16 protein-coding genes are annotated in these 19,233 nt (G+C 59.3%); all 16 read left to right on the forward strand.

What is annotated here, in order from left to right; translation table 11 throughout:
* A partial coding sequence (locus IT585_11510) for a hypothetical protein (protein ID MCC6963869.1) occupies window positions 1-612 on the forward strand: 612 nt, incomplete at its 5' end.
* A 91-nt stretch (window positions 613-703) separates the two neighbouring features.
* Entirely contained in the window at window positions 704-3,883 is a 3,180-nt protein-coding gene (locus IT585_11515; GenBank protein MCC6963870.1) for a hypothetical protein, read from the forward strand.
* Window positions 3,880-5,490 carry a hypothetical protein gene (locus tag IT585_11520; GenBank protein ID MCC6963871.1) on the forward strand — a complete coding sequence of 537 codons (1,611 nt, stop codon included), beginning with the start codon at window positions 3,880-3,882 and terminating at the stop codon, window positions 5,488-5,490. Before IT585_11515 ends, IT585_11520 begins: the two co-directional genes overlap by 4 nt.
* Window positions 5,487-6,332 carry a UbiA family prenyltransferase gene (locus IT585_11525; protein ID MCC6963872.1) on the forward strand — a complete coding sequence of 282 codons (846 nt, stop codon included), beginning with the start codon at window positions 5,487-5,489 and terminating at the stop codon, window positions 6,330-6,332. Before IT585_11520 ends, IT585_11525 begins: the two co-directional genes overlap by 4 nt.
* A 142-nt stretch (window positions 6,333-6,474) precedes the next feature.
* Window positions 6,475-7,221 carry a hypothetical protein gene (locus tag IT585_11530; protein MCC6963873.1) on the forward strand — a complete coding sequence of 249 codons (747 nt, stop codon included), beginning with the start codon at window positions 6,475-6,477 and terminating at the stop codon, window positions 7,219-7,221.
* Window positions 7,222-7,269: 48 nt separating this feature from the next.
* Complete coding sequence (locus IT585_11535) at window positions 7,270-8,256, forward strand: MoxR family ATPase (protein MCC6963874.1); 987 nt, start codon at window positions 7,270-7,272, stop codon at window positions 8,254-8,256.
* A 2-nt stretch (window positions 8,257-8,258) separates the two neighbouring features.
* Entirely contained in the window at window positions 8,259-9,137 is an 879-nt protein-coding gene (locus IT585_11540; protein ID MCC6963875.1) for a DUF58 domain-containing protein, read from the forward strand.
* Window positions 9,138-10,604 carry a glycosyltransferase family 39 protein gene (locus tag IT585_11545; protein ID MCC6963876.1) on the forward strand — a complete coding sequence of 489 codons (1,467 nt, stop codon included), beginning with the start codon at window positions 9,138-9,140 and terminating at the stop codon, window positions 10,602-10,604.
* On the forward strand, window positions 10,588-11,538 hold the full coding sequence (locus IT585_11550) for a hypothetical protein (protein MCC6963877.1): 951 nt from the start codon (window positions 10,588-10,590) through the stop codon (window positions 11,536-11,538). The genes IT585_11545 and IT585_11550 overlap by 17 nt, the downstream gene beginning before the upstream one ends.
* The gene (locus IT585_11555; protein MCC6963878.1) at window positions 11,538-12,524 is read left to right on the forward strand and encodes a VWA domain-containing protein; all 987 of its coding nucleotides are present in this window, start codon (window positions 11,538-11,540) and stop codon (window positions 12,522-12,524) included. Before IT585_11550 ends, IT585_11555 begins: the two co-directional genes overlap by 1 nt.
* 46 nt (window positions 12,525-12,570) lie before the next feature.
* A complete protein-coding gene (locus IT585_11560) occupies window positions 12,571-13,605 on the forward strand; it encodes a VWA domain-containing protein (protein MCC6963879.1) in 1,035 nt (344 codons plus the stop codon).
* Window positions 13,589-14,452: a tetratricopeptide repeat protein gene (locus IT585_11565; protein ID MCC6963880.1), complete on the forward strand. Its 864-nt coding sequence runs from the start codon at window positions 13,589-13,591 to the stop codon at window positions 14,450-14,452. Before IT585_11560 ends, IT585_11565 begins: the two co-directional genes overlap by 17 nt.
* 5 nt (window positions 14,453-14,457) lie before the next feature.
* Complete coding sequence (locus IT585_11570; protein ID MCC6963881.1) at window positions 14,458-16,287, forward strand: protein BatD; 1,830 nt, start codon at window positions 14,458-14,460, stop codon at window positions 16,285-16,287.
* Window positions 16,284-17,027: a tetratricopeptide repeat protein gene (locus IT585_11575; GenBank protein MCC6963882.1), complete on the forward strand. Its 744-nt coding sequence runs from the start codon at window positions 16,284-16,286 to the stop codon at window positions 17,025-17,027. The genes IT585_11570 and IT585_11575 overlap by 4 nt, the downstream gene beginning before the upstream one ends.
* A gap of 87 nt (window positions 17,028-17,114) precedes the next feature.
* On the forward strand, window positions 17,115-18,131 hold the full coding sequence (locus IT585_11580; protein ID MCC6963883.1) for a flippase-like domain-containing protein: 1,017 nt from the start codon (window positions 17,115-17,117) through the stop codon (window positions 18,129-18,131).
* 127 nt (window positions 18,132-18,258) lie between these two features.
* Window positions 18,259-19,227 (forward strand): magnesium/cobalt transporter CorA, encoded by a 969-nt coding sequence (gene corA / locus IT585_11585; protein MCC6963884.1) that lies wholly within the window; start codon window positions 18,259-18,261, stop codon window positions 19,225-19,227.
* Window positions 19,228-19,233 lie beyond the last annotated feature (6 nt).

Below are 19,233 nucleotides of genomic sequence, written 5' to 3' on the forward strand. Positions count from 1 at the left end.
GGGGTCAATTTCTTTATTCTCGACCAAGGTAACAGCCGCATCATACGGTCGGACTACAATCTGGTGTTCTCGGACGAGCTGCGTTTCAACTACAATCCCGACCTGCAACTGCTCGGCAAGATCGCCGCGCTGGCGTACTCACGGTTCGGCAACATGTACCTGGTTGATCCGGACAATCTTAAGGTGATTGTTCTGGACAAGGATTACGCGCGCCAGCAGGAGTTGTTTCCGGCCGGCGGGTTTGCCCACTGCGCGTTGATCCGGCTGACGGCGGCCGGCGATGTTTACGTTTACGACCGCGATCGCAACACGATTTACATCTTCGATAGTTTCGGCAATCCGGACGGCAAAATCGCGCTGTCCGGGGTCGGCGAGTTGGGCGACTTCGAGCCGCAATCGGAGCAGTTGATTGCCACCGACAAGGAGCGCAACGAACTGGTAGTGCTGGGGCGAGACGGGAGCGTGATCGCGGCGACGGGCAGTAGCGGCGGCGGCGGGCTGAACTTCGCCAACCCGACGGGACTGGCAGTACGCGCCGACGGGAAGATCTTCGTATGCGACACCGGCAACAATCGCATCGTGATATATGAAATCGCGGCAGCCCTGCCGTGATCTTTACCGAGCCGCGCGGATCGGGCCGGTAATCGGCCTCATCGCCATCTGCGCCTTACCTCTCATTGCTCAAGAACGCTCCGGTTTAGTCGTGGAGCGCAAGATTGCACTCACCGCCGGTAGTTGTTTGGAAATTGGCGCCGGCGAGACGCTGCGGGCCATCATTGCCTGCGGTGACGACACGCTGCGGGTGGGAATTGACTATGTAGTAAGTGATGGTCGTTCATGCCTGCTTGCGGGCAGGACCGGGTGCGACTCGGCGACGGCCGTGCTCGGTCGCGATTACAGTCTGATCGGACGCGCGTTGGCTTTGCGCGAATACGGCACGACCGGTGCGCTGGCGCAAGCGCCATCGCCGCAGACGCCGACCGCGCAAGCGCCGTCACGGTCGCCGAGCAAGCTGCAGGTCTCCGGCAGCAAGAGCTTTTATGCCGACGTCTCCGATCGCGGGCGCTCGAATCTTTCGCAAGGATTGACCATGAGCGTCACGGGCGAAATTGCACCGGGGGTGTTGGTGCGCGGGAGTTTTTCCGACCGCGGCCTGCGCGATAGCCGGCTGGTGACGCGGCGATTTTCGGAGCTGGAGAATGTCTACCTGGAGGTGGAATCGCCGCGCCTGCACTCGGTGTTCGGGAGCTTCCCGCTGCGCCGGGACCGGTTTCGATTTCTGACGTTGGAGCGTCGGGTCCAAGGTTTGGAATTGGAGTACCGGCAACGGCGGGTCAGGACGGAAGCCTCGGTATCGGTGCCACAAGGGAATTTCCTCGACAATCAATTCACGACGGAGGACGGCAATTACGGGCCGTACCGCCTCCGCGACCGGAGCGGCAATCCGGGGGTTGCCGTAGTGGAGAACTCGGACGTCGTGTGGCTGAACGGCATCAAGCTGCAGCGGGGGCGCGACCAGGATTATTACATCGACTATTTGCGCGGCGAGTTGTTTTTCACCGGACGGCGCGTGCTCGATACCGGTGATCGGGTGCGGGTGGAATTTGAATTTCAGCGGCTTGAATATCGCAAGACGATGTTCACCGGCGGCGCCCAGGTGACGGACGGCGACAGTGCAAACATACTGGCATTCGGCTATGCCGGTGTTATCGGCGCCCGCAATGACCCGTTGGACTTTGATCTGACCGAGGGCGACATCGCCGCCCTGACTTCGGCCGGTGATGATCCCGCCGCCGCAGTGGTTTCCGGTGCGACGCTGGTTGGGGCGGGTGCCGGTGATTATCGTGTCGAGACGGACACTGCCGGCGGTGTCCGCTACGAGTATGTCGGGGAGGGCAACGGTGATTATCGAGTGGCGTTCAGCGAGACCGAGGGGGGTGACTATCTGTACCTGGGCAGCGGCCGGTACGAGTATGTCGGCGCGGGATTGGGGCGGTACGCGCCGGTACGTCGGTTGCCGCTGCCGGAGGCGGCACAGGCGGTGGCGACCGCCGGATCAATCGCGCTGACTTCGGACCTAATGTTGGCCGGGGAGTTGGCATACTCGAACTATGATCGCAATCGGTTTTCGGCGCGGGATGATCACGATAATGCGCAAGCGGCTGGATTCGGGCAGTTGGAGTATCGGCAGCGGAATCGGGTCGTGACGGCGCAGATTGCGGCTGAGTATCTTCCGGCGCAGTTCTATCGTTTCAGCCGGATGGATCAGGTTGATGACGATTACGTGTGGCAGCGTTCGTCGAGCCGTCAACGCGATCGCAATCGCTACGATGCAGCGGTGACCCTGCGGCCGGATTCGACTCTTTCCGGCGAACTGCTGGGTGGAATCACGCGGGAAGGTGCGGGGTTTCGGTCGGAGCGCGCCGGCCTGCGCTTCAGCAGCAGCGGACGGCTGAACCTGGCAGCGAATGTCGCGATCGACGCAGCGGCAGCGGAAGAAGATGGGCTCGAGCGCAAGCTGATTCGGATCAAGCCGGATGTGCGCACCATCAAGTTGCCGGTCGTGCTGTTGGCGCGCGGCGAGTATGATCAACAACGGAGTCAGGCCGACGGCGCCGCGGCCATGACCGTGAGCAAACGCGAGATTGAAGCGGGCGGAGAATATGGCGGTGTGACGCTGACGGGGCGATTGCGCGAAAACTGGGAGAATGCGGGGCGCTGGCGGGTGAGCGATTCAAAACGGAGTGTCATCGCTCAGGTCGCGCGGCCTCTGGGCGGGAACAGGCGCATCAATGCCACGGCGAGCGCCAACCGCTACCGCGGCGGATCTGCACGTCAAGATTATCAAACAGGCATGGTTGATTTGCTGGCGCCAGCGTTGGCGGGCGGGATCGACTTGACCGCCAACTATCGATTGAATCGCCGCGGCGTGTCGCAATCGAATCAGACGTACTTGAAGGTGGATGACGGCGAGGGGGATTACGTCCTGATCGACTCGGTTTACGTTCCGCAGGCACGGGGAGACTACATCCTGGTGACCGAACAAGTCGGTACCGCGAGGCAGAGCATCGACGCGGAGAAACGCTGCGCGCTGGAGGTGCGGTTGGACAAGTTTCTGCGCAGTGCCGCGACGAGCGGCGTCAGCGTGCGCTACGAGGTCAATTTGCGCGAGATCGGCGCTGCCGACGCCGGTTTTGGCTGGGACTGGCTCGTGCCGCCGGTGCGGTTGTTTGACAATGCCGAGACGTACTCGCAGCGCAACGACAACTATCGTCTGCAGCGCTATGATCGCGGGATCGGACTGCGGACAGAAGTGTCATATACGCGCAATCGCGACGTGAACCGGCTGGATCTGGCGTTCCCGGGACGGCGGGAGAGCGAAGAGGTGCGGGCGGGGTTGAACCAGGCCATCGGCGAGTGGGGTCTGGTTTCGGCTGCGGCGATTGGACGCAGTCGGACCTGGCGCGAGAGGGGACGACTCAATCTGTTTCTGAGCGAGCGCCGGATTGAACTGGGAGGAACGCGCTATGCCGGGAAGTTTGAGTATGTGGTGGCCGCGACGTTCGCGCACGAGCACGCCGATTCGTTGGACTTGGAGTCGACCAGTTGGCGCATCGCGCCCGGACTGAACTGCAACCTCGGTGCCGCGGGGAGAATTGAAGCGGCAATCTTCGGCCTGCAGGTGAGCGAGAACAACGATCGAGTGATCTTGCTGCAGATGGCGGAGGGTTTCCCGACGGGCACGCATTATGGCGGGCGGATCAAGGTTGATATCAAGCTGTCGGAGACCTTTGTGTTCAAGGTGTTGGGAAATTGCGAGCTGCGCGAGGGGGAGCCAAATCGGTACTTCCTGCGCAGCGAACTGGTGTCGAGGTTTGAATGAGGACGCTCGGGACGATCGCGCTGGTTTTGGTGTTGACCGCGACCGCGAGCGGGCTGCGGTTCACGGGGAACCACCACTTCGATGCGCGGGCACTCGGGGAGTTGGCGGCGCGCGCGGCGAATGCAGAAGAACTTCTGCGGGCGATTGCGGCGAACTACACTGAGGCAGGCTTCTTCGAAGCAGAAGTCGAGTTGAGTGCCACAGAAGATAGCATCGTCGTGATTGACGAAGGCAGGCGCTATCGCCTGAGCGATGCGATCGTCAGCGGAATCGATTCGGCGTATCTGCGATTGGATGGATTCAGCAAGAATGAGCCGCTGTCGGCCGCGCTCATCGAGAAGATTGGCTTGGGGGCGGTGGCGGCATATGCGGATTCGGGATATCCATTTGCCAGTATTCAACTGGTCGAGATTGCGATTGCGCAGGGACGGGCGCAGTTGCGGTTTTCGGCGATAGCCGGTCCGCGGCTGCCGGTCGGCAAGATCACTTTTCCGGGCACAGTGGCGAGCCACCCGAACACGTTGTTGCGCCGCGTTCAGTTGAAGCCGGGGGCGCCTTACCGGGAGAGTGCCGTCGAGGCGTCGACCCAGGCTCTGCGTCGACTTGATTTTGTCGCAAGCGCAAGCGAGCCGCAGGTCGCGCATGATCTGCATGGAAATCGCGCTGATATCGCCTTTCCGGTACGGGAGAGGCGGAATTTTGCGCTGGAAGGAGTTCTGACGCTCGATCCGGAAAACAAGCCCGCGGGCCAGGCTAACCTGGAAATCCTCAATGTGCTGGGGTATGGTGAGCGGGTCGGCTGGGGGTGGTCGCGCCGCAATGCCGCATCGCGCGAGTTGGCGCTAACGGCGGGGCTACCGTATGTCGGCGGAACGGAATTTGACGTTGGAGTTGCCGCGGCACAGGTCGATCGCGACTCGAACTTCGTAAGCACGCGAGCGGCGCTTCTGATCGACTATCATCTCGGTCTCGACTGGCGGCTTGGCGGCCGCTTGAGCTGGCACAAGATTACGCCGGATGAAGGACGAACGGCGCCGTCGGCACGAATTGTGGAGGCGGCTCTGACGACGGCTTTTGACGGCCGCGATCCGGCTGCCGTGCGCGCGAGTGCGGTGCGCGTCAGCACTGAGTTCGCCACTGCGTATCGCAAGTCGTTTGCGGAAGGTGACGGTGTCAGGACCGGCTATTCGACGCGGTTGGTGATTGACGGGTCGGGCTGGCTGGCGGTGGGAGGCGGGTTCATGCTGTACCAGCACGGGTTGTTGTTTCAGGTAAAATCCGACTTCACGCCGATTCCACTCGAACAATTTCTTGAAATCGGCGGCGTGGCAACGCTGCGGGGGTATCGCGAGAAAGCGTTCCTGGCGCGCGAGGGTGCGGTCGGCGCGACCGAACTGCAGTATCTTGCGGGTGATGATGCGATCCTCCGCGTGTTTTGCGACAATGGTTGGCTGCGGACGGCCTCGGACGAGCTGCGACTCACCGGATTCGGCGCGGGGACGTCGCTGCGGACATCGCTGGGGTGGTTCCGGCTCGATTTCACGTTGGGGGAGTCCAAACAATTTGATAGACTAATGGTTCACTTCGGATTCGATACAGCGTTGTGAACAAGATCATTGCCGGAATCAAGCTCATCCGACCACTGAACGGATTGGTCGCTGCATTATCACTGGTGGCTGCCGCGGCTGTAGCGCACGGGCGGTTGGAGCTGCCGCGCCTCGAAGCTGCCGCGGTGTTTTTCCTGGTATCATTCGGGTACGTGATCAATGATATCTTCGACCAAGGCGCCGATCGCATGAATCGGCCGCAACGCGCATTGCCGTCGGGGGCGGTGACGGTGAAGGAAGCGTGGATGATCGCGCAGGGGATGCTCGTTGTTGGGCTCGGAGTTGCGTTGGCCGGCGGCACCAGACTATTCAGCTATTATGTTGCGGTTGCGCTGGTACTGATGCTTTATGCCAAGGCTCTTTCATCGCGATTGTTGGTGAGCAACATCGTTGTGGCCGCGCTCTGTGCATCAGTCTTCCTGTTGCCGACGTGGCAGAAGAACGCCGGTTCGGTTGACTGGTCGGCAGTCCTGGCGGCGATCACGCTGACATTCCTATTCAACTTAATGCGCGAGATCGTCAAGGATATTGAGGATATTGCCGGCGATCGGGTCCTGAGCCGGACGACGGTGCCAATCAGATTCGGGGCGGGGCGGGCGCGGCTGATCGCGAGTTTGATCGGATTGCTGGTGGTACTGGCGAGCGTCGCAGCCGATGGCGCTTTGAATCGATCGATAACATATTTGACGATTGTGATCATTGGAGTGGACCTGCCGTTGGCGATATTATTTATCCTGTATTTGCGTCGAGACCCAGTTGGTTTTGCTGGGCGGGTATCAGTAGTGCTAAAGGTATTGATGGTGCCGGCATTGGTCGCATTGGCGGCGGCCGGTGTTAAATAGTGTTAAGTTGGGAAACAGTATCAGGTTGATGTGTAGTAGATCAAGTATGATGGGAAGAACACTAATCACCTTAATTGTAGCGATGGTTCTGACGACCGGAGTCGCATCCGGGGAGATAGGATTCAAGGCGCGGGTTGACAAGGTGCAGTTGGCGTTCGAAGATGTGATCGAGCTGACGCTCGAGGTGACTGTCGACAGTGCGGGAGTCAAGACCAAGCCGTTGCCACCGCCGGAGATGGTGAGCTTTCGGATGGGTGGATCGGGAAGCAGTGTTGAGCGGCAAGGCGAGCAAGTGCTTCGGCGCTATACGTATACACTTATTCCGGCGAGAAGCGGAGAAGTGACCATCCCGGCTTTCCAAGTAGAATTTGCCACGGCAGAAGGTGCTGATACCCTCAGTTCTGAGCCGATTACAGTCACGATTGAACAACCACGACCATCCAGAAGTGGAGGGAGTGGCCTACTGTTTCTATATGTTGGGATCGGCGCAGTTTTGGTGATCGCAGGAGTAGGTTTCGTCTATTCGCGGCGACGTAAATCGGAGAGTCCGGAAGTCGCGCCTGACTGGAAGGATATTGCCGCGGGTGAGTTCGCGGGGATCATGAAACTGGCTGATCGAGAGGATTTTCGCCAGTTTTCCGGCCAAGTGAGCAGATTTGTCATCACGCTTCTGGAGAACAAACATGAGGCAAAGTTGAGCGGGTACACCTTTGCGGACGTACAACGCTGGATGGAGGAGCGGGGGCTGGACGGTGAGCTGCGCGGGACGGTGAAGGAGCTGTTTGCCTTCTGCGAGGAAGTGAAGTTCGGGACGGGCAAGGTTGATGTGCAGAAGGGACGGGCGGCGGCGGCGCGCGCGCAAAAAATCGTGGAACTGCTTGTAAAATGAAGTCGTACAAATTGTTCGAAATAAACAGCCAGTTTGGGAGATAAAGAGGTGGATCAAGACATCAGACAAATTCAGGCCGAAGTCGAGCGCAACTACGAGTTCGTGCTTCGGCTCAAGAGTGAGGTCGGACGGGTCATTGTCGGTCAGGAGTATTTGATCGATCGGATGATCATGGCGCTGCTGGCGGATGGGCATATCCTGGTCGAGGGGGTGCCGGGGTTGGCCAAGACGCTGGCGATTAAGACGCTGTGTCAGGCGATCAAGGCTGATTTCCAGCGGCTGCAGTTTACGCCCGACTTACTGCCGGCCGATCTGATCGGGACGATGATTTATTCGCAGGCGGACGGCAAATTCTCGGTCAAGAAGGGACCGATCTTCGCCAACATGATTCTGGCGGATGAAATCAACCGCGCACCGGCAAAGGTGCAGTCGGCGCTCTTGGAGGCGATGCAGGAGCGGCAGGTGACGATCGCCGACACCACGCATCCGCTGCCGAAGCCGTTCTTGGTCATGGCGACTCAAAATCCGATCGAGCAGGAGGGGACCTATCCGTTGCCGGAGGCGCAGGTCGACCGGTTCATGTTCAAGCTGAAGGTGACCTATCCGTCCAAAGCCGAAGAACTGGAGATTCTCAACCGCATGACGGTGGGCGCGACTTTCGAGGTCAATCCCGTAATCAGTCCCCAAGATCTGATTTCAGCGCGGTCGGTGATGAACAAGATTTACGTCGACGACAAAGTGAAGGAATACATCGTCAACGTGGTGTTCGCGACGCGGAATCCGGAAGCCTACAATCTCAATATCAAGGGGCTGATCGATTACGGCGCCTCGCCGCGCGCGACGATTAATCTGACGCTGGCTTCGAAGGCGCACGCTTTTATGCGCGGGCGCGGCTATATCACGCCGGACGACGTGAAGACAATCGGGATGGATGTGTTGCGGCACCGGGTAATCCTGACGTACGAGGCCGAGGCCGAGGAGGTGGATTCCGAGGCGATCGTGACCAAGATCTTCAACGAGGTTGAGGTACCGTAGGCGTGCTGCCGTCCGAGATTCTCAAGAAGATTCGTCGCATCGAGATCACCACGCGCCGGGCCGTCAACGACGTATTTGCGGGGGAATATCATTCGACCTTTCGCGGCCAGGGGATGGAATTCGAGGAGGTGCGCGAGTACCAGCCGGGCGACGACGTGCGGCTGATCGACTGGAACGTCACGGCGCGCACCGGGGTGCCGTTCATCAAGAAGTACCGCGAAGAGCGGGAGATGTCCGTGATGCTGCTGGTGGACGCGTCGTCCTCGGGGCAATTCGGGACGCGCACGCAGCGCAAGGACGAGATGGCGGCGGAGATTTGCGGATTGCTGGCGTTCTCCGCGATCCGGAACAACGACAAAGTCGGGATGATCATCTTCACGGATGAAGTGGAGAAGTACATCGCGCCGCGCAAGGGGCGGGGGCACGTGCTGCGGCTGATACGGGAAATCCTGTATTTCAAGCCGGTGGGGCGGTCGACGAATATCGGCAACGCACTGGAGTATCTCAACCGCGTGATCAAGCGTAAGTCGGTAGTATTTTTGGTGAGCGATTTTCTGAGCTCCGGTTACGCCAGCGATCTGATCATTGCCAATCGCAAGCACGACGTGGTGGCGATCAAGATCGGCGACGAACGCGAGGCGCGGATGGAGGATTTCGGGCTGATCGACTTCGAGGACGCCGAGACGGGCGAGATCATCGCGATCGACACGTCCGATTCCGATTTTCGCCGCCAGTTTGGATTGCAGGCGACGGAGTTGTCGACGGAGTTGGAGAAGGCGTTCCGGCGGATGAATATCGACTTCGTGCAGTTGACGACCGGTCACGACTATTTCCTTCCGCTGACGAAGTTCTTCAAGATGCGCGAGCGGAGGTTCCGGTAGATGGGTTGGGCGCGCGAACACCGAGGGCTGGTGTGGATACTGGCGGCGCAGGCAGCGGTGGCGCTGGTGTTTGCGTTCACGCGGGTGGTGGATGCCGACGAAGGGTTTTATTTGGCGGCGGCGCAGCGTGTCAGTGACGGTCTGGTGCCGCACATTGATTTTTTCTATCCGCAGTCACCGCTGTTTCCGCTGATCTTTGCGCCGCTGGGCGGTTGGGGAATGGAATCGTTGCAGCTGTTGCGCGTGCTGGCGGTCGTAGCGAGCCTGGGATTGACGGCGTTGTGCTATCGCTTCGTGGCGAAGACGAGCGGAAATCGCGAAGCGGCCGTTGTGACGGCGGCGCTGGTGGCGATCAACGGGCTGGCGTTGACCTGGCATAGTGTGTTCAAGCCGTATGCGTTTATCGATCTGCTGATCTTTGCGGCGTTTTATCTGACGTTTGTCCGGGGCGATGAGAAACCTGGATACGGGCGGGTGTTTTGGATTATGGCGCTGACGGCGCTGGCAGCGAATCTGCGGTCAGTGATGCTGGTGCTCTTGCCGGTGTTGCTTTACTACCTGGTTACGCGCGGGCGAAGGCAGGGTGCAGCGACAGGGAAGTTGACAGTGGCGGCAATTGCCGGAATAGCGCTGCCGACGCTTCCGGCGCTGTGGATCGCCATCAGCGCACCGACCCAGTTCTTCTTCAACAATCTGGGGTTTCACCTGCAGCGAGAGCCGATCGAGCCGTTTTCGGCGCTCGTACTGCACAAGCTCACCGTGCTCGGGAAGTTCCTGGCCTTGCCACAAACGATTCTGCTTCTGGGCGCCGCGTTGGCCTCATGGCTGCTGATTCGGCAGAAACTGGAGCAAGCGCCGGACTGGTTGAAGCCGGCGGGAGTGGTGGCGCTGGTCCTGGCGCTGGTCTATCTCGTGCCGACGCCGGTGCACCTGCAATATTTTCAGCAGACGATCCCCTATTTGGCGCTCCTGACGGTTCCGTGCGCGGCGTTCGTGCTGCGGGAGGCCAAACTGCGGCTGATTCTGCGATCGGCGGGGATGCTGTATCTGGTCGGATTGTTGCCGTTTGTGGTGCTGTTTATTGTTTCGCCGCGTGAGCAGGACCAGCGATTTGAATGGACGCAGTTGAAAGCGGTGGTCGGCAAGATTGAGTCGCAGTCGCAACCGAATGACACGGTGCTGTCGGAGTGGGCAGGCTATGCGGCGCTGGCGATGCGGCCGCAGTTGCCGGGATCGGAGCATGTCGGATTTCATTTTCCCCTGAAGATTTCCGCGGCAGAATTTGAACAGATGCACTTGTTGACGACGGCCGCGATTAATTCCGCTTTGGCAGCGCGGCGGCCGGAGTTGGTCATCGTCGACTATCAGGTTTATCCGGAATGGCGGGAAGCGCTGGAGGCGAACTACCATGCCGCCGATAGCAGCGAGCGAACTTACATCTATAAGAGAAATGCGGCCAGTTTATAGTCTAATCATCCTTGCCGGGCTGATGCTGTCGGCGCCGGTACGCGGGCAGGACCGGATTACGGTCGAGTCGACGATCGACAAGCAGTCAATTACGATCGGCGATCACGTGCGCTACACGGTGAAGATCAGCGCCGATACGTCGTTACTGGTGGACTCATTGGCGGTCGGAACGAACCTGGGGATGTTTGAAATCAAGGACTACACGCCCCGGAAGAGTGAAGTCAGCGGTGGGATGCGGGTGAGCACCGAGTCGTACGAAATCACGACCTTCACGACCGGCGACTATCAGATTCCGCCGATTACGATTCGATACCAGGACCGGGCGGGCGAGAGCAAGACGATTGCGACCGACCCGATTGCGATCAAGGTCAATTCGCTGTTGAAGGGAGAAGAGGGCGAGGACATCAAGCCGCTGCGCGGGCCGAAGGACTACGAAGGCCGGATCCCGCTGTGGGTGCTGATCACGGCGGCGGCGGTGGCGTTGGGGGTGTTGTTGTTCCTGTACTTTTATCGCCGCGCGGGCAAGCCGATCGATCTGGGGCGGGAGGCGGTGGACAACCGGTTGCCGTGGGAGATCGCGCTGGCGGAATTGCAGGCGCTGCGCAATTCCGATTTGATCGCGAAGGGGCTGTACAAGCCGTACTACTTGCGGCTGTCGGAGGTGTTTCGCAAGTATCTCGAGCGACGCTATGGAATTTCGGCATTGGAGCGAACGACGCACGAGATCATCGGGGAATTCCGGGGGCTGGCGCTGGACAAAGTCGAAGAAGAGGCGATCCACAGGCTACTTGAGGAATGCGACTTGGTGAAGTTTGCCAAGTACGATCCGACGCAGGCGGATATTGAACGGCACTACCAGATGGCGTACGATTTTGTGCTGCAGACGCGGTCGTTGCCGTACACTTCGGCGCCGCAGGCGGAGGCCGCCGGCTGATGTTCCAGTTTGCGCATCCGCAATTTCTGTGGCTGCTGTTGCTTCTGCCGCTGGTCGCCTACTTCATGTTTCGACGGCGGCGGGAGGCAGCGATCAAGTTCTCAGATATCACGCTGCTGCGGAGTATCCGCAAGTCAAACAAGGCGCGCAACCGGCGGATCCTGCAGGTGCTGCGATTGCTGGTGCTGGCGGCGCTGGTGATCGCGCTGGCACGGCCGCAGTCCGGGAAGAAGACGACCGAGATTACCGCCGAGGGGATCGACATCATGCTGGCGCTGGACGTGTCCGGGTCGATGAAGGCGGAGGATTTCAAGCCGCAGAACCGGTTGACGGTGGCCAAGGAAGTGATCAAGGATTTCATCCGCGGGCGGCAGAACGACCGGGTCGGGCTGGTGGTGTTTGCGCGGCAGTCGTTCACGCAATGTCCGTTGACGCTGGATTACGGTGTACTGGTGAACTTTGTCGATCAGGTGGACTTCGGGATGGTCGATGACGGCACGGCGATCGGGATGGGCATTGCCAACGCGGTCAACCGGCTGCGCGATTCCAAGGCGAAGTCGCGGATCATCATCCTGCTGACCGATGGTGTCAACAATGCGGGAGAGATCGATCCCTTGACGGCGGCCGATATCGCCAAGTCGCTGGGGATTCGCATTTATACGATCGGTGCCGGACGGCCAGGGAAGGCGCTGGTGCCGATTGAAGACCCGATCTTCGGGAAGCGGTACGTGCAGATCGATCACGAACTGGACGAGAAGCAGTTGACGAAGGTCGCGGAGACCACTGGCGGCAAGTACTTCCAGGCGCGCTCGGAAGACATGCTCAAGAACATCTATCAGCAGATTTCCGAACTGGAGAAGACGAAGTTCAAGGTGAAGGAGTATCTGCAGTTCGACCAGTTCTTCCCGTATGTCCTGCTGATCGCGGGCGTGCTGCTGGGCTTGGAATTATTGCTGCGCGAGACAGTGTTCCGGAGACTGCCGTAAGGCGCGCGGCCGTATGAACCGTATAATGGAGTAGATCGAGGACGAGATGCGATTTGCCGCGCCGGAGTATTTCTGGGGACTGCTGATCATCGCCGCGCTGGCGTTGTTTTTCTGGTGGAGCGCGCGCAAGAAGAAGCGGCTGCTGGAGACGTTTGCCGACCGCGGGCTGCTGGGGAATTTGATTCAGAATTATTCGCCGCGCCGCCGGCATTACAAGATGGCGTTTCTCTTTTTGGGGATGATCCTGTTGGTGCTGTGTCTGGCGCGGCCGCAGTTCGGGACGCACATGGAGGTCTTGAAGCGCGAAGGTCAGGATGTCATGATTGTCGTAGACTGCTCGGCCTCGATGCTGGCGGAGGACATGAAGCCGAACCGGCTGGATCGCGCCAAGCAGGAGGTGCGGGGGTTGATTTCGCGCTTGCAGGGGGACCGGGTCGGGCTGACGGCCTTCGCGGGCGGAGCGTTCATCCAGTGTCCGCTAACGTTGGACTATTCGGCGGCGGAGTTGTTTGTCGATGTGCTGAGCACCGATCTGATTCCGTATCCGGGGACGAATCTGGCCGAGGCGATCACCACGGCGACGGGCGGGTTCGTCAGCAAGGAGCGGAAGAACAAGGTGATGATCGTGATCACCGACGGCGAAGATTTCGGCGAGGGGCTGGATCGCGCAGTGCAGGACGCCAAGCTGGCCGGAGTGCGGATTTACACAATTGGGATCGGGCGGCCGGAGGGTGAGCCGATACCGATTCGCAATGCGCGGGGCGAAATGGTCGGTTACAAGAAGGATGAAGCGGGCGAGCTGGTGCTGACGCGGCTGGATGAAGCAACCTTGCAGCGTGTCGCCGCCGAGACCGACGGACGGTACTATCATGCGGCGCAAGGCGAAATAGCACTGGATGAGATCTATCAGGAGATCGCGAGCATGCAGAAGAAGGAATTGCACGATATTCTGATGACGCAGTACGAGGATCGGTTCCAGTACCTTCTGCCCGGGGCGATCGTGCTGCTGGCGGCGGAGGCGCTGTTGTCGGAGCGGCGGCGGCGCAAGAACAACGGAGGTACGAATGATGCGACTGCTTAGTCTAGCCCTGGCACTCCTGGTCCTAACGACAACGGGCAGCGCGCGGGCGGATTACCGCAAACTGGTTAAGCGCGGTAATGAGGCGGCGCAGAAGCAGGACTACGAGAACGCGCTGAAGTCGTACCGCGAGGCGGAGATTGAGAAGCCGCAAGATCCGCTGATCGAGTTCAACATCGGCACGGCGTTGTACGGCCAGACGGGCTTTGAGGATGCGGTGAAGCGTTTTACCAAGGCGCTGGAGACGCAGGACGAGAAGTTGCAGGCGGACGCGTACTACAATCTCGGCAACAGTTTCTTTCGGGCGGAGCGATACGCGGAGGCCATCACGGCGTACAAACATGCGCTGGAGTTGAATTCGGAAGATGCGGAGGCGAAATACAACCTTGAATTGGCGCGCAAGAAGCTGAAGGACCAGGCGCAGCAACAACAACAGCAGCAGCAGAATCAACAGAACCAGCAGCAAGAGCAGGATCAACAGCAGCAACAGGATCAGAACCAGCAGCAGGACCAACAGCAGCAGGATCAGAAACAGCAGGATCAGCAGCAGCAACAGCAACAGCAGCAGCAAGGTGGAAACGAACAACAGGAGCAACAGCAGCAACAACAACAGCAGCAACAGCAGCAGCAGGGTGAAAGCGGGGAAGATCAGGATCAGCAGCAGCAGGAGGGAGGCGCGCAGAAGCAGGGCGACGAGAAGCAGCAGCAGGCGCCCGATCAGCAGAAGATGAGCAAGGAGGATGCGATGCGGATTCTGCGGGCGATCAACAATGACGAGAAGGATATGCAGAAGAAGGTTACCCGACAACGGATGGGCATTCCGGCATATCCCTCCGGCAAGGATTGGTAGGCGCTATGAGGTGGAAAGTCATCGCAGTAGTTGCGTGGCTGGGTCTTGCGGCCGGGCTCGTGTGGGCTGGAAAGGCGAATGTTGCCTCTCGGATCGACAAGAGCCAGATGACGCAGGATGAGACGGTCGAGTATACGATCGAGATCTCAGGCGAGGTCAGCCGTTACCCGAACATCCAGTTGGCCGATCTGCAGGACTTCAATGTCTACTCTTCCGGCACCAGCCAAAGTTTCACCTGGGTGAATGGGCAATCGCAGCAGTCGAAGCGGTATGTGTTCCGGCTGGCGCCGAACAAGAGCGGGCGGCTGGTGATCCCGGCGTTTGCGCTCGATATTGACGGTGTCCGCTATACGACCGAGACGCAGGTCGTACAGGTGTTTCCGGCGCGGGCGACGCAACAGGCGCGAACGAGCGACCCGAATGCGCAGCGGCGGCAACAGCAACAGCAGCAGCAGCAGCAGACGGGGATTTCACGGGACGATCTGTTTGTTCGCACCAGTCTGGATCGCGATACGGTTTACGTCAACGAGCAAACCACGCTAGCCCTGCGGTTTTACAATGCGATCGAGTTGTTGCAGAATCCCGACTACAAACCGCCCGACAAGACGGGTTTCTGGGTGGAGGACCTGGGGCAGCAGAAGACCGATTTTCAGACGGTCAATGGCCGCGATTACCGCGTCCAGGAACTCAAGACAGCCTTGTTCCCGACGGGACCGGGAGTGCAGACGATCGGCGCGGCGGAAATCACCTGTCTGGTGCAGGAGCGCCGGCGCAATCGCGATCCCTTTTCAATCTTCGACGATTTCGGGATGTTCGGCCAAACCAAGTCGGTGAAGCTGACTTCCGAGCCGCTCAAGGTCGTGGTGCTGCCGCTGCCGGAGGCCGGCAAGCCGGCCGATTTTTCCGGGGCAGTCGGGCAGTACCGGATCAGCGCCACGGTAGACAAGACCAAGGTTGAGGCGAACGAGCCGGTGACGATGACGATCAAGATTTCCGGCACGGGCAACATCAAGACGGTGACGCTGCCGGAGCCGCCGCAGTTGGCGGATTTTCGTTCCTATCAGGCGGGTGATTCGGAGAATGTCGAGCGCGTGAATTACCGGATTGGCGGGACCAAGACGTACGAGCAGGTGTTTATCCCGAAGCGAGCGGGGGCCTACGTGCTGCCCTCGGTGAGTCTCTCGTACTTCGATCCGGCAGCGCGCGCGTACAAGATCATCAGCACCGACCCGGTGCGGCTGGAGGTGGCGCCCTCGACGGACCGGTTCACGTCGCAGATGCAGAACTTGCAGAGCAACCGGATCGATCCGACAGCGGGAGCGAAGGATATCCGCTATCTCAAGTCGGAAGTGGGCAATTTGAATTCGCGGCGGAGCAAGCCGCTGGTGATGAGCCCGCTGTTTGCCTTATTGTATGCGTTGCCGATTGCGGCGTACGTGGTGATTGCGCAGCAGCAGCGGCGGCGGGAGAAGCTGGAGTCGGACCAGGGATTCCGGCGTTTGAAACAGGCGCGCAAGATGGCCGAGGGCCGGTTGGCGAAGGCCAAGGAGCATCTGAACGGAAACGCGGCGGACGCGTTTTATACCGAAATCAGCCGATCTCTGATTGATTATTTTGCTGATCGCTATAATTTGCCGGGATTCGGATTGACGGCCGACCAGATCAAGGCATTTGCCGCCGGCAAGGAGAACGACACGCTGATCGAGAAGATGCTGAGCTTGTTGGAGCAATGCGACTTCGGCCGTTTTGCGCCGGGCGGCGCGCGAGCGGCGCAGATGCAGCGGATGTGGGAGGAGGCCCGACAGTTGATCATCGACCTGGAGAAGACGCGTTGAAGCGGATCGTGATTGTCCTTCTGCTTACCCTCGGCGTCAGCGCAGCGCGCGCCAGCGTGGAAGAGGATTTTCGCGCCGCGATCAGTCTTTACGACCAGGGGAAATTTTCCGAGTCGGCGCAGTCGCTGCAGCAGATCATCGATCGCGGCTACGCCTCGCCGCAGCTTTACTACAATGCCGGTTGCGCGTACTACAAGTCGGGGCGGCTCGGGCACGCCATCGCAAATTTCCGCCGGGCGCAACGGCTGGCGCCGGAGGATGAGGACATCAAGGCCAATCTCCAGTTCGCGCAGTTGTTTACCGTCGACAAGATCGAAGCCTCGGACAAGGCACTGTTCCAGTCGCAGATCGGCTCGGTGCTGAATACGCTGTCGCCGAACCAGTACTTTTTGATCAGCCTGCTGGCCTTCGGCGGGCTGTTTTTGCTGCTGACGCTGAAGCGGACGGGGAAATTGCAGCGGTCGCCGACGGGCTGGCTGATCACGCTGGGGGTGGTGACGGCGATCTGCGTCGGGGCGATGATCTGGACCTTGAAAAGCAACTATCTGGTGGAAGAGGGGGTCGTGGTCGTCGAACAAACGGATGTGCTGTCGGGGCCGGGGACCGACTTTGAGGTGCAGTTTGAGGCGCATGAGGGGCTGCTGTTTCAGATTCTGGACAGCCGCGCGGACTACTACCTGGGACTGTTTGCCAATCAGCTGAAGGGGTGGGTGCGGCGCAGCGACGTGCTGACGATCTGAGCGTCGGGTGATCACCGATTTTATTGACACCCGCCGGCGCAGGGGGTATCTTCTCAATTCCAAGCGCATTGCAATCAGGCGGGAGTATTGAAAGCGAACTTCGACTGGAAGAAAGCCGCCGGCGTGGTGATCGCCATCGGCCTGTTGTTCCTCAGTTTCTACAAGATCAATTTGCATGAACTCTGGCAGACGCTGGCCGGAGTCAATGTTCTTTATCTGGCGGCATCGTTCCTGTGCGCGATTGCGATGAACTGGGCCAAGGGGATGCGCTGGCGGGCGCTGATCCGCGACTATCGGCCGATCACGCGGACGCGGGTGTTTGCGCTGTTTCACGTCGGGCAGATGATCAACTTGTCGCTGCCGGCGCTGACCGGGCAGGCGGGCCGGATCGTGATGCTGTCGAAGCAGGAGGGATTGTCGAAGACGTTCTGCTTCACGACGGTGGCGATGGAGGTCTTGTTTGACGGGATTTCGTTGATCGTGCTGGTCTACGCAGCGTCGTTCATCTTCAAGTTTCCGTTGTGGATTCGGCAGGCGGAGATATACGCCGCGCTGGCGGTGGGGTTGCTGCTGATTATCGTGTTCCTGATCTGGCGCAATCAGCGGGCGCTGGTCTATTTCGGCAAGACGAAAATTCGGAAGCGTTTTCCCAAGCTATACGTGAAGCTGGAGCAGTGGGCGACTTCGATGATCAACGGGATGGCCTCGCTCAAGAGCGTCAAGCGCATTCTCGAAGTATCGTGGTATTCCGGGCTGGTCTGGTTGTTTCATGTCATGATTGCCGTGATGTTGATCATGGCCTTCAAGCTGGAGGTCCCGGCCTGGGCGGGGGTGGTCGTGGTGATTGTCAACTCGTTCCTGCTGTTGATACCGATTTCGCCGGGGAACATCGGGTCGTTCCAGTTCATCGTGATCAACGTGCTGCATGAGTTCTTCAATGTTCCCAAGGCCGAGGCGGGGGCGTTCAGCCTGGTGTTGCATTTTATGGACATCGTACCGGTCTTCGCGATCGGGATCTACTTCATGTTCACCCACCATGTCACCTTCCGGGCACTGCGCAAGGAGGTCGAGGTGGAGGCGCAGGAGCCGCACTTCGTGCCCTGAAATCAAACTTGACTTCACTGTTGAAACCGTCTTATTACGAGGTTTCACGAGACGGGCGTCGCGCGCACCACAACGGCGCAGGCGGCACCTGCTTGAGCGGATTTGCCGGCGGCAGGAGAGTAGGTCAATGATCAGGTCGTTTTATTATACGCCCGATGACGGGTTGAGCTACTCCGAGGGGGTGCAGGATTTCCGCAAGCTGATGGCGCGACCGGACGCGGTGTTGTGGGTCGATTTGTTCGCGCCGACGGACGAAGAGTCGTACATTCTGACCTCCGATTTTCGTTTCCATCCCCTGGCCATTGAAGACGTGCTATCCGAGATGTCGCACCCCAAGGTGGACGACTACGACAATTACATTTTCACGATCGTGCAGGTGCTGGGGCCGCCGATGCAGGAGACCGAGATCGAAGCGCGGGGCATCGGGTTGTTTTTGACGAAAAGCGCAGTGCTGACGGTGCATTTTCACCCGGTGAATTCGCTGGAGACGGTGTTGCAGCGGATTCAGCGCGACAGCCGGTTGATTTCGCGGGGGGCGGATTTCCTGTTTCACACGATTGTCGACTACATCGTTGACACCTATTTCAGCGCGCTCAATACGATGGAAAGGGAAGTCGATTTGGTGGAGGCGCAGGTGTTCGAGGACCCGGACGAGAAGGTGTTGCGGCGGATGTTTCGGATTCGCCGCGACTTGTCGATCATCCGGCGGGTGATCGTGCCGCAGTCGGAGGTGATGTCGCAGTTTACGCGGGAGAAGTTCGACGTGATCAGCTCCAAGGCGGCGATTTATTTCTCCGACATCAACGACCATCTGCACGTGATGATTTCGACGGCGGACAATCAGCGGGATTCGATCAATTCGGCGATGGATCTGTACTTTTCGATGGTTTCGACCAAGACGAACGACGTAATCAAGTTTCTGACGATTTTATCGGCGTTGTTTCTGCCGGCGACGTTCATTGTCGGGTTTTACGGAATGAATTTTGAGAGCATCCCGGAATTCCGATGGGAATTCGGCTATCCCTTTGCGGTGCTGTTGATTGTGGCGGTGATTGGGGGCTTATTGATCTTCTTCAAGAAAAAAAACTGGATTTAACGCTCT

The organism is Candidatus Zixiibacteriota bacterium (assembly GCA_020853795.1).
GTDB lineage: Bacteria > Zixibacteria > MSB-5A5 > CAIYYT01 > CAIYYT01 > JADJGC01.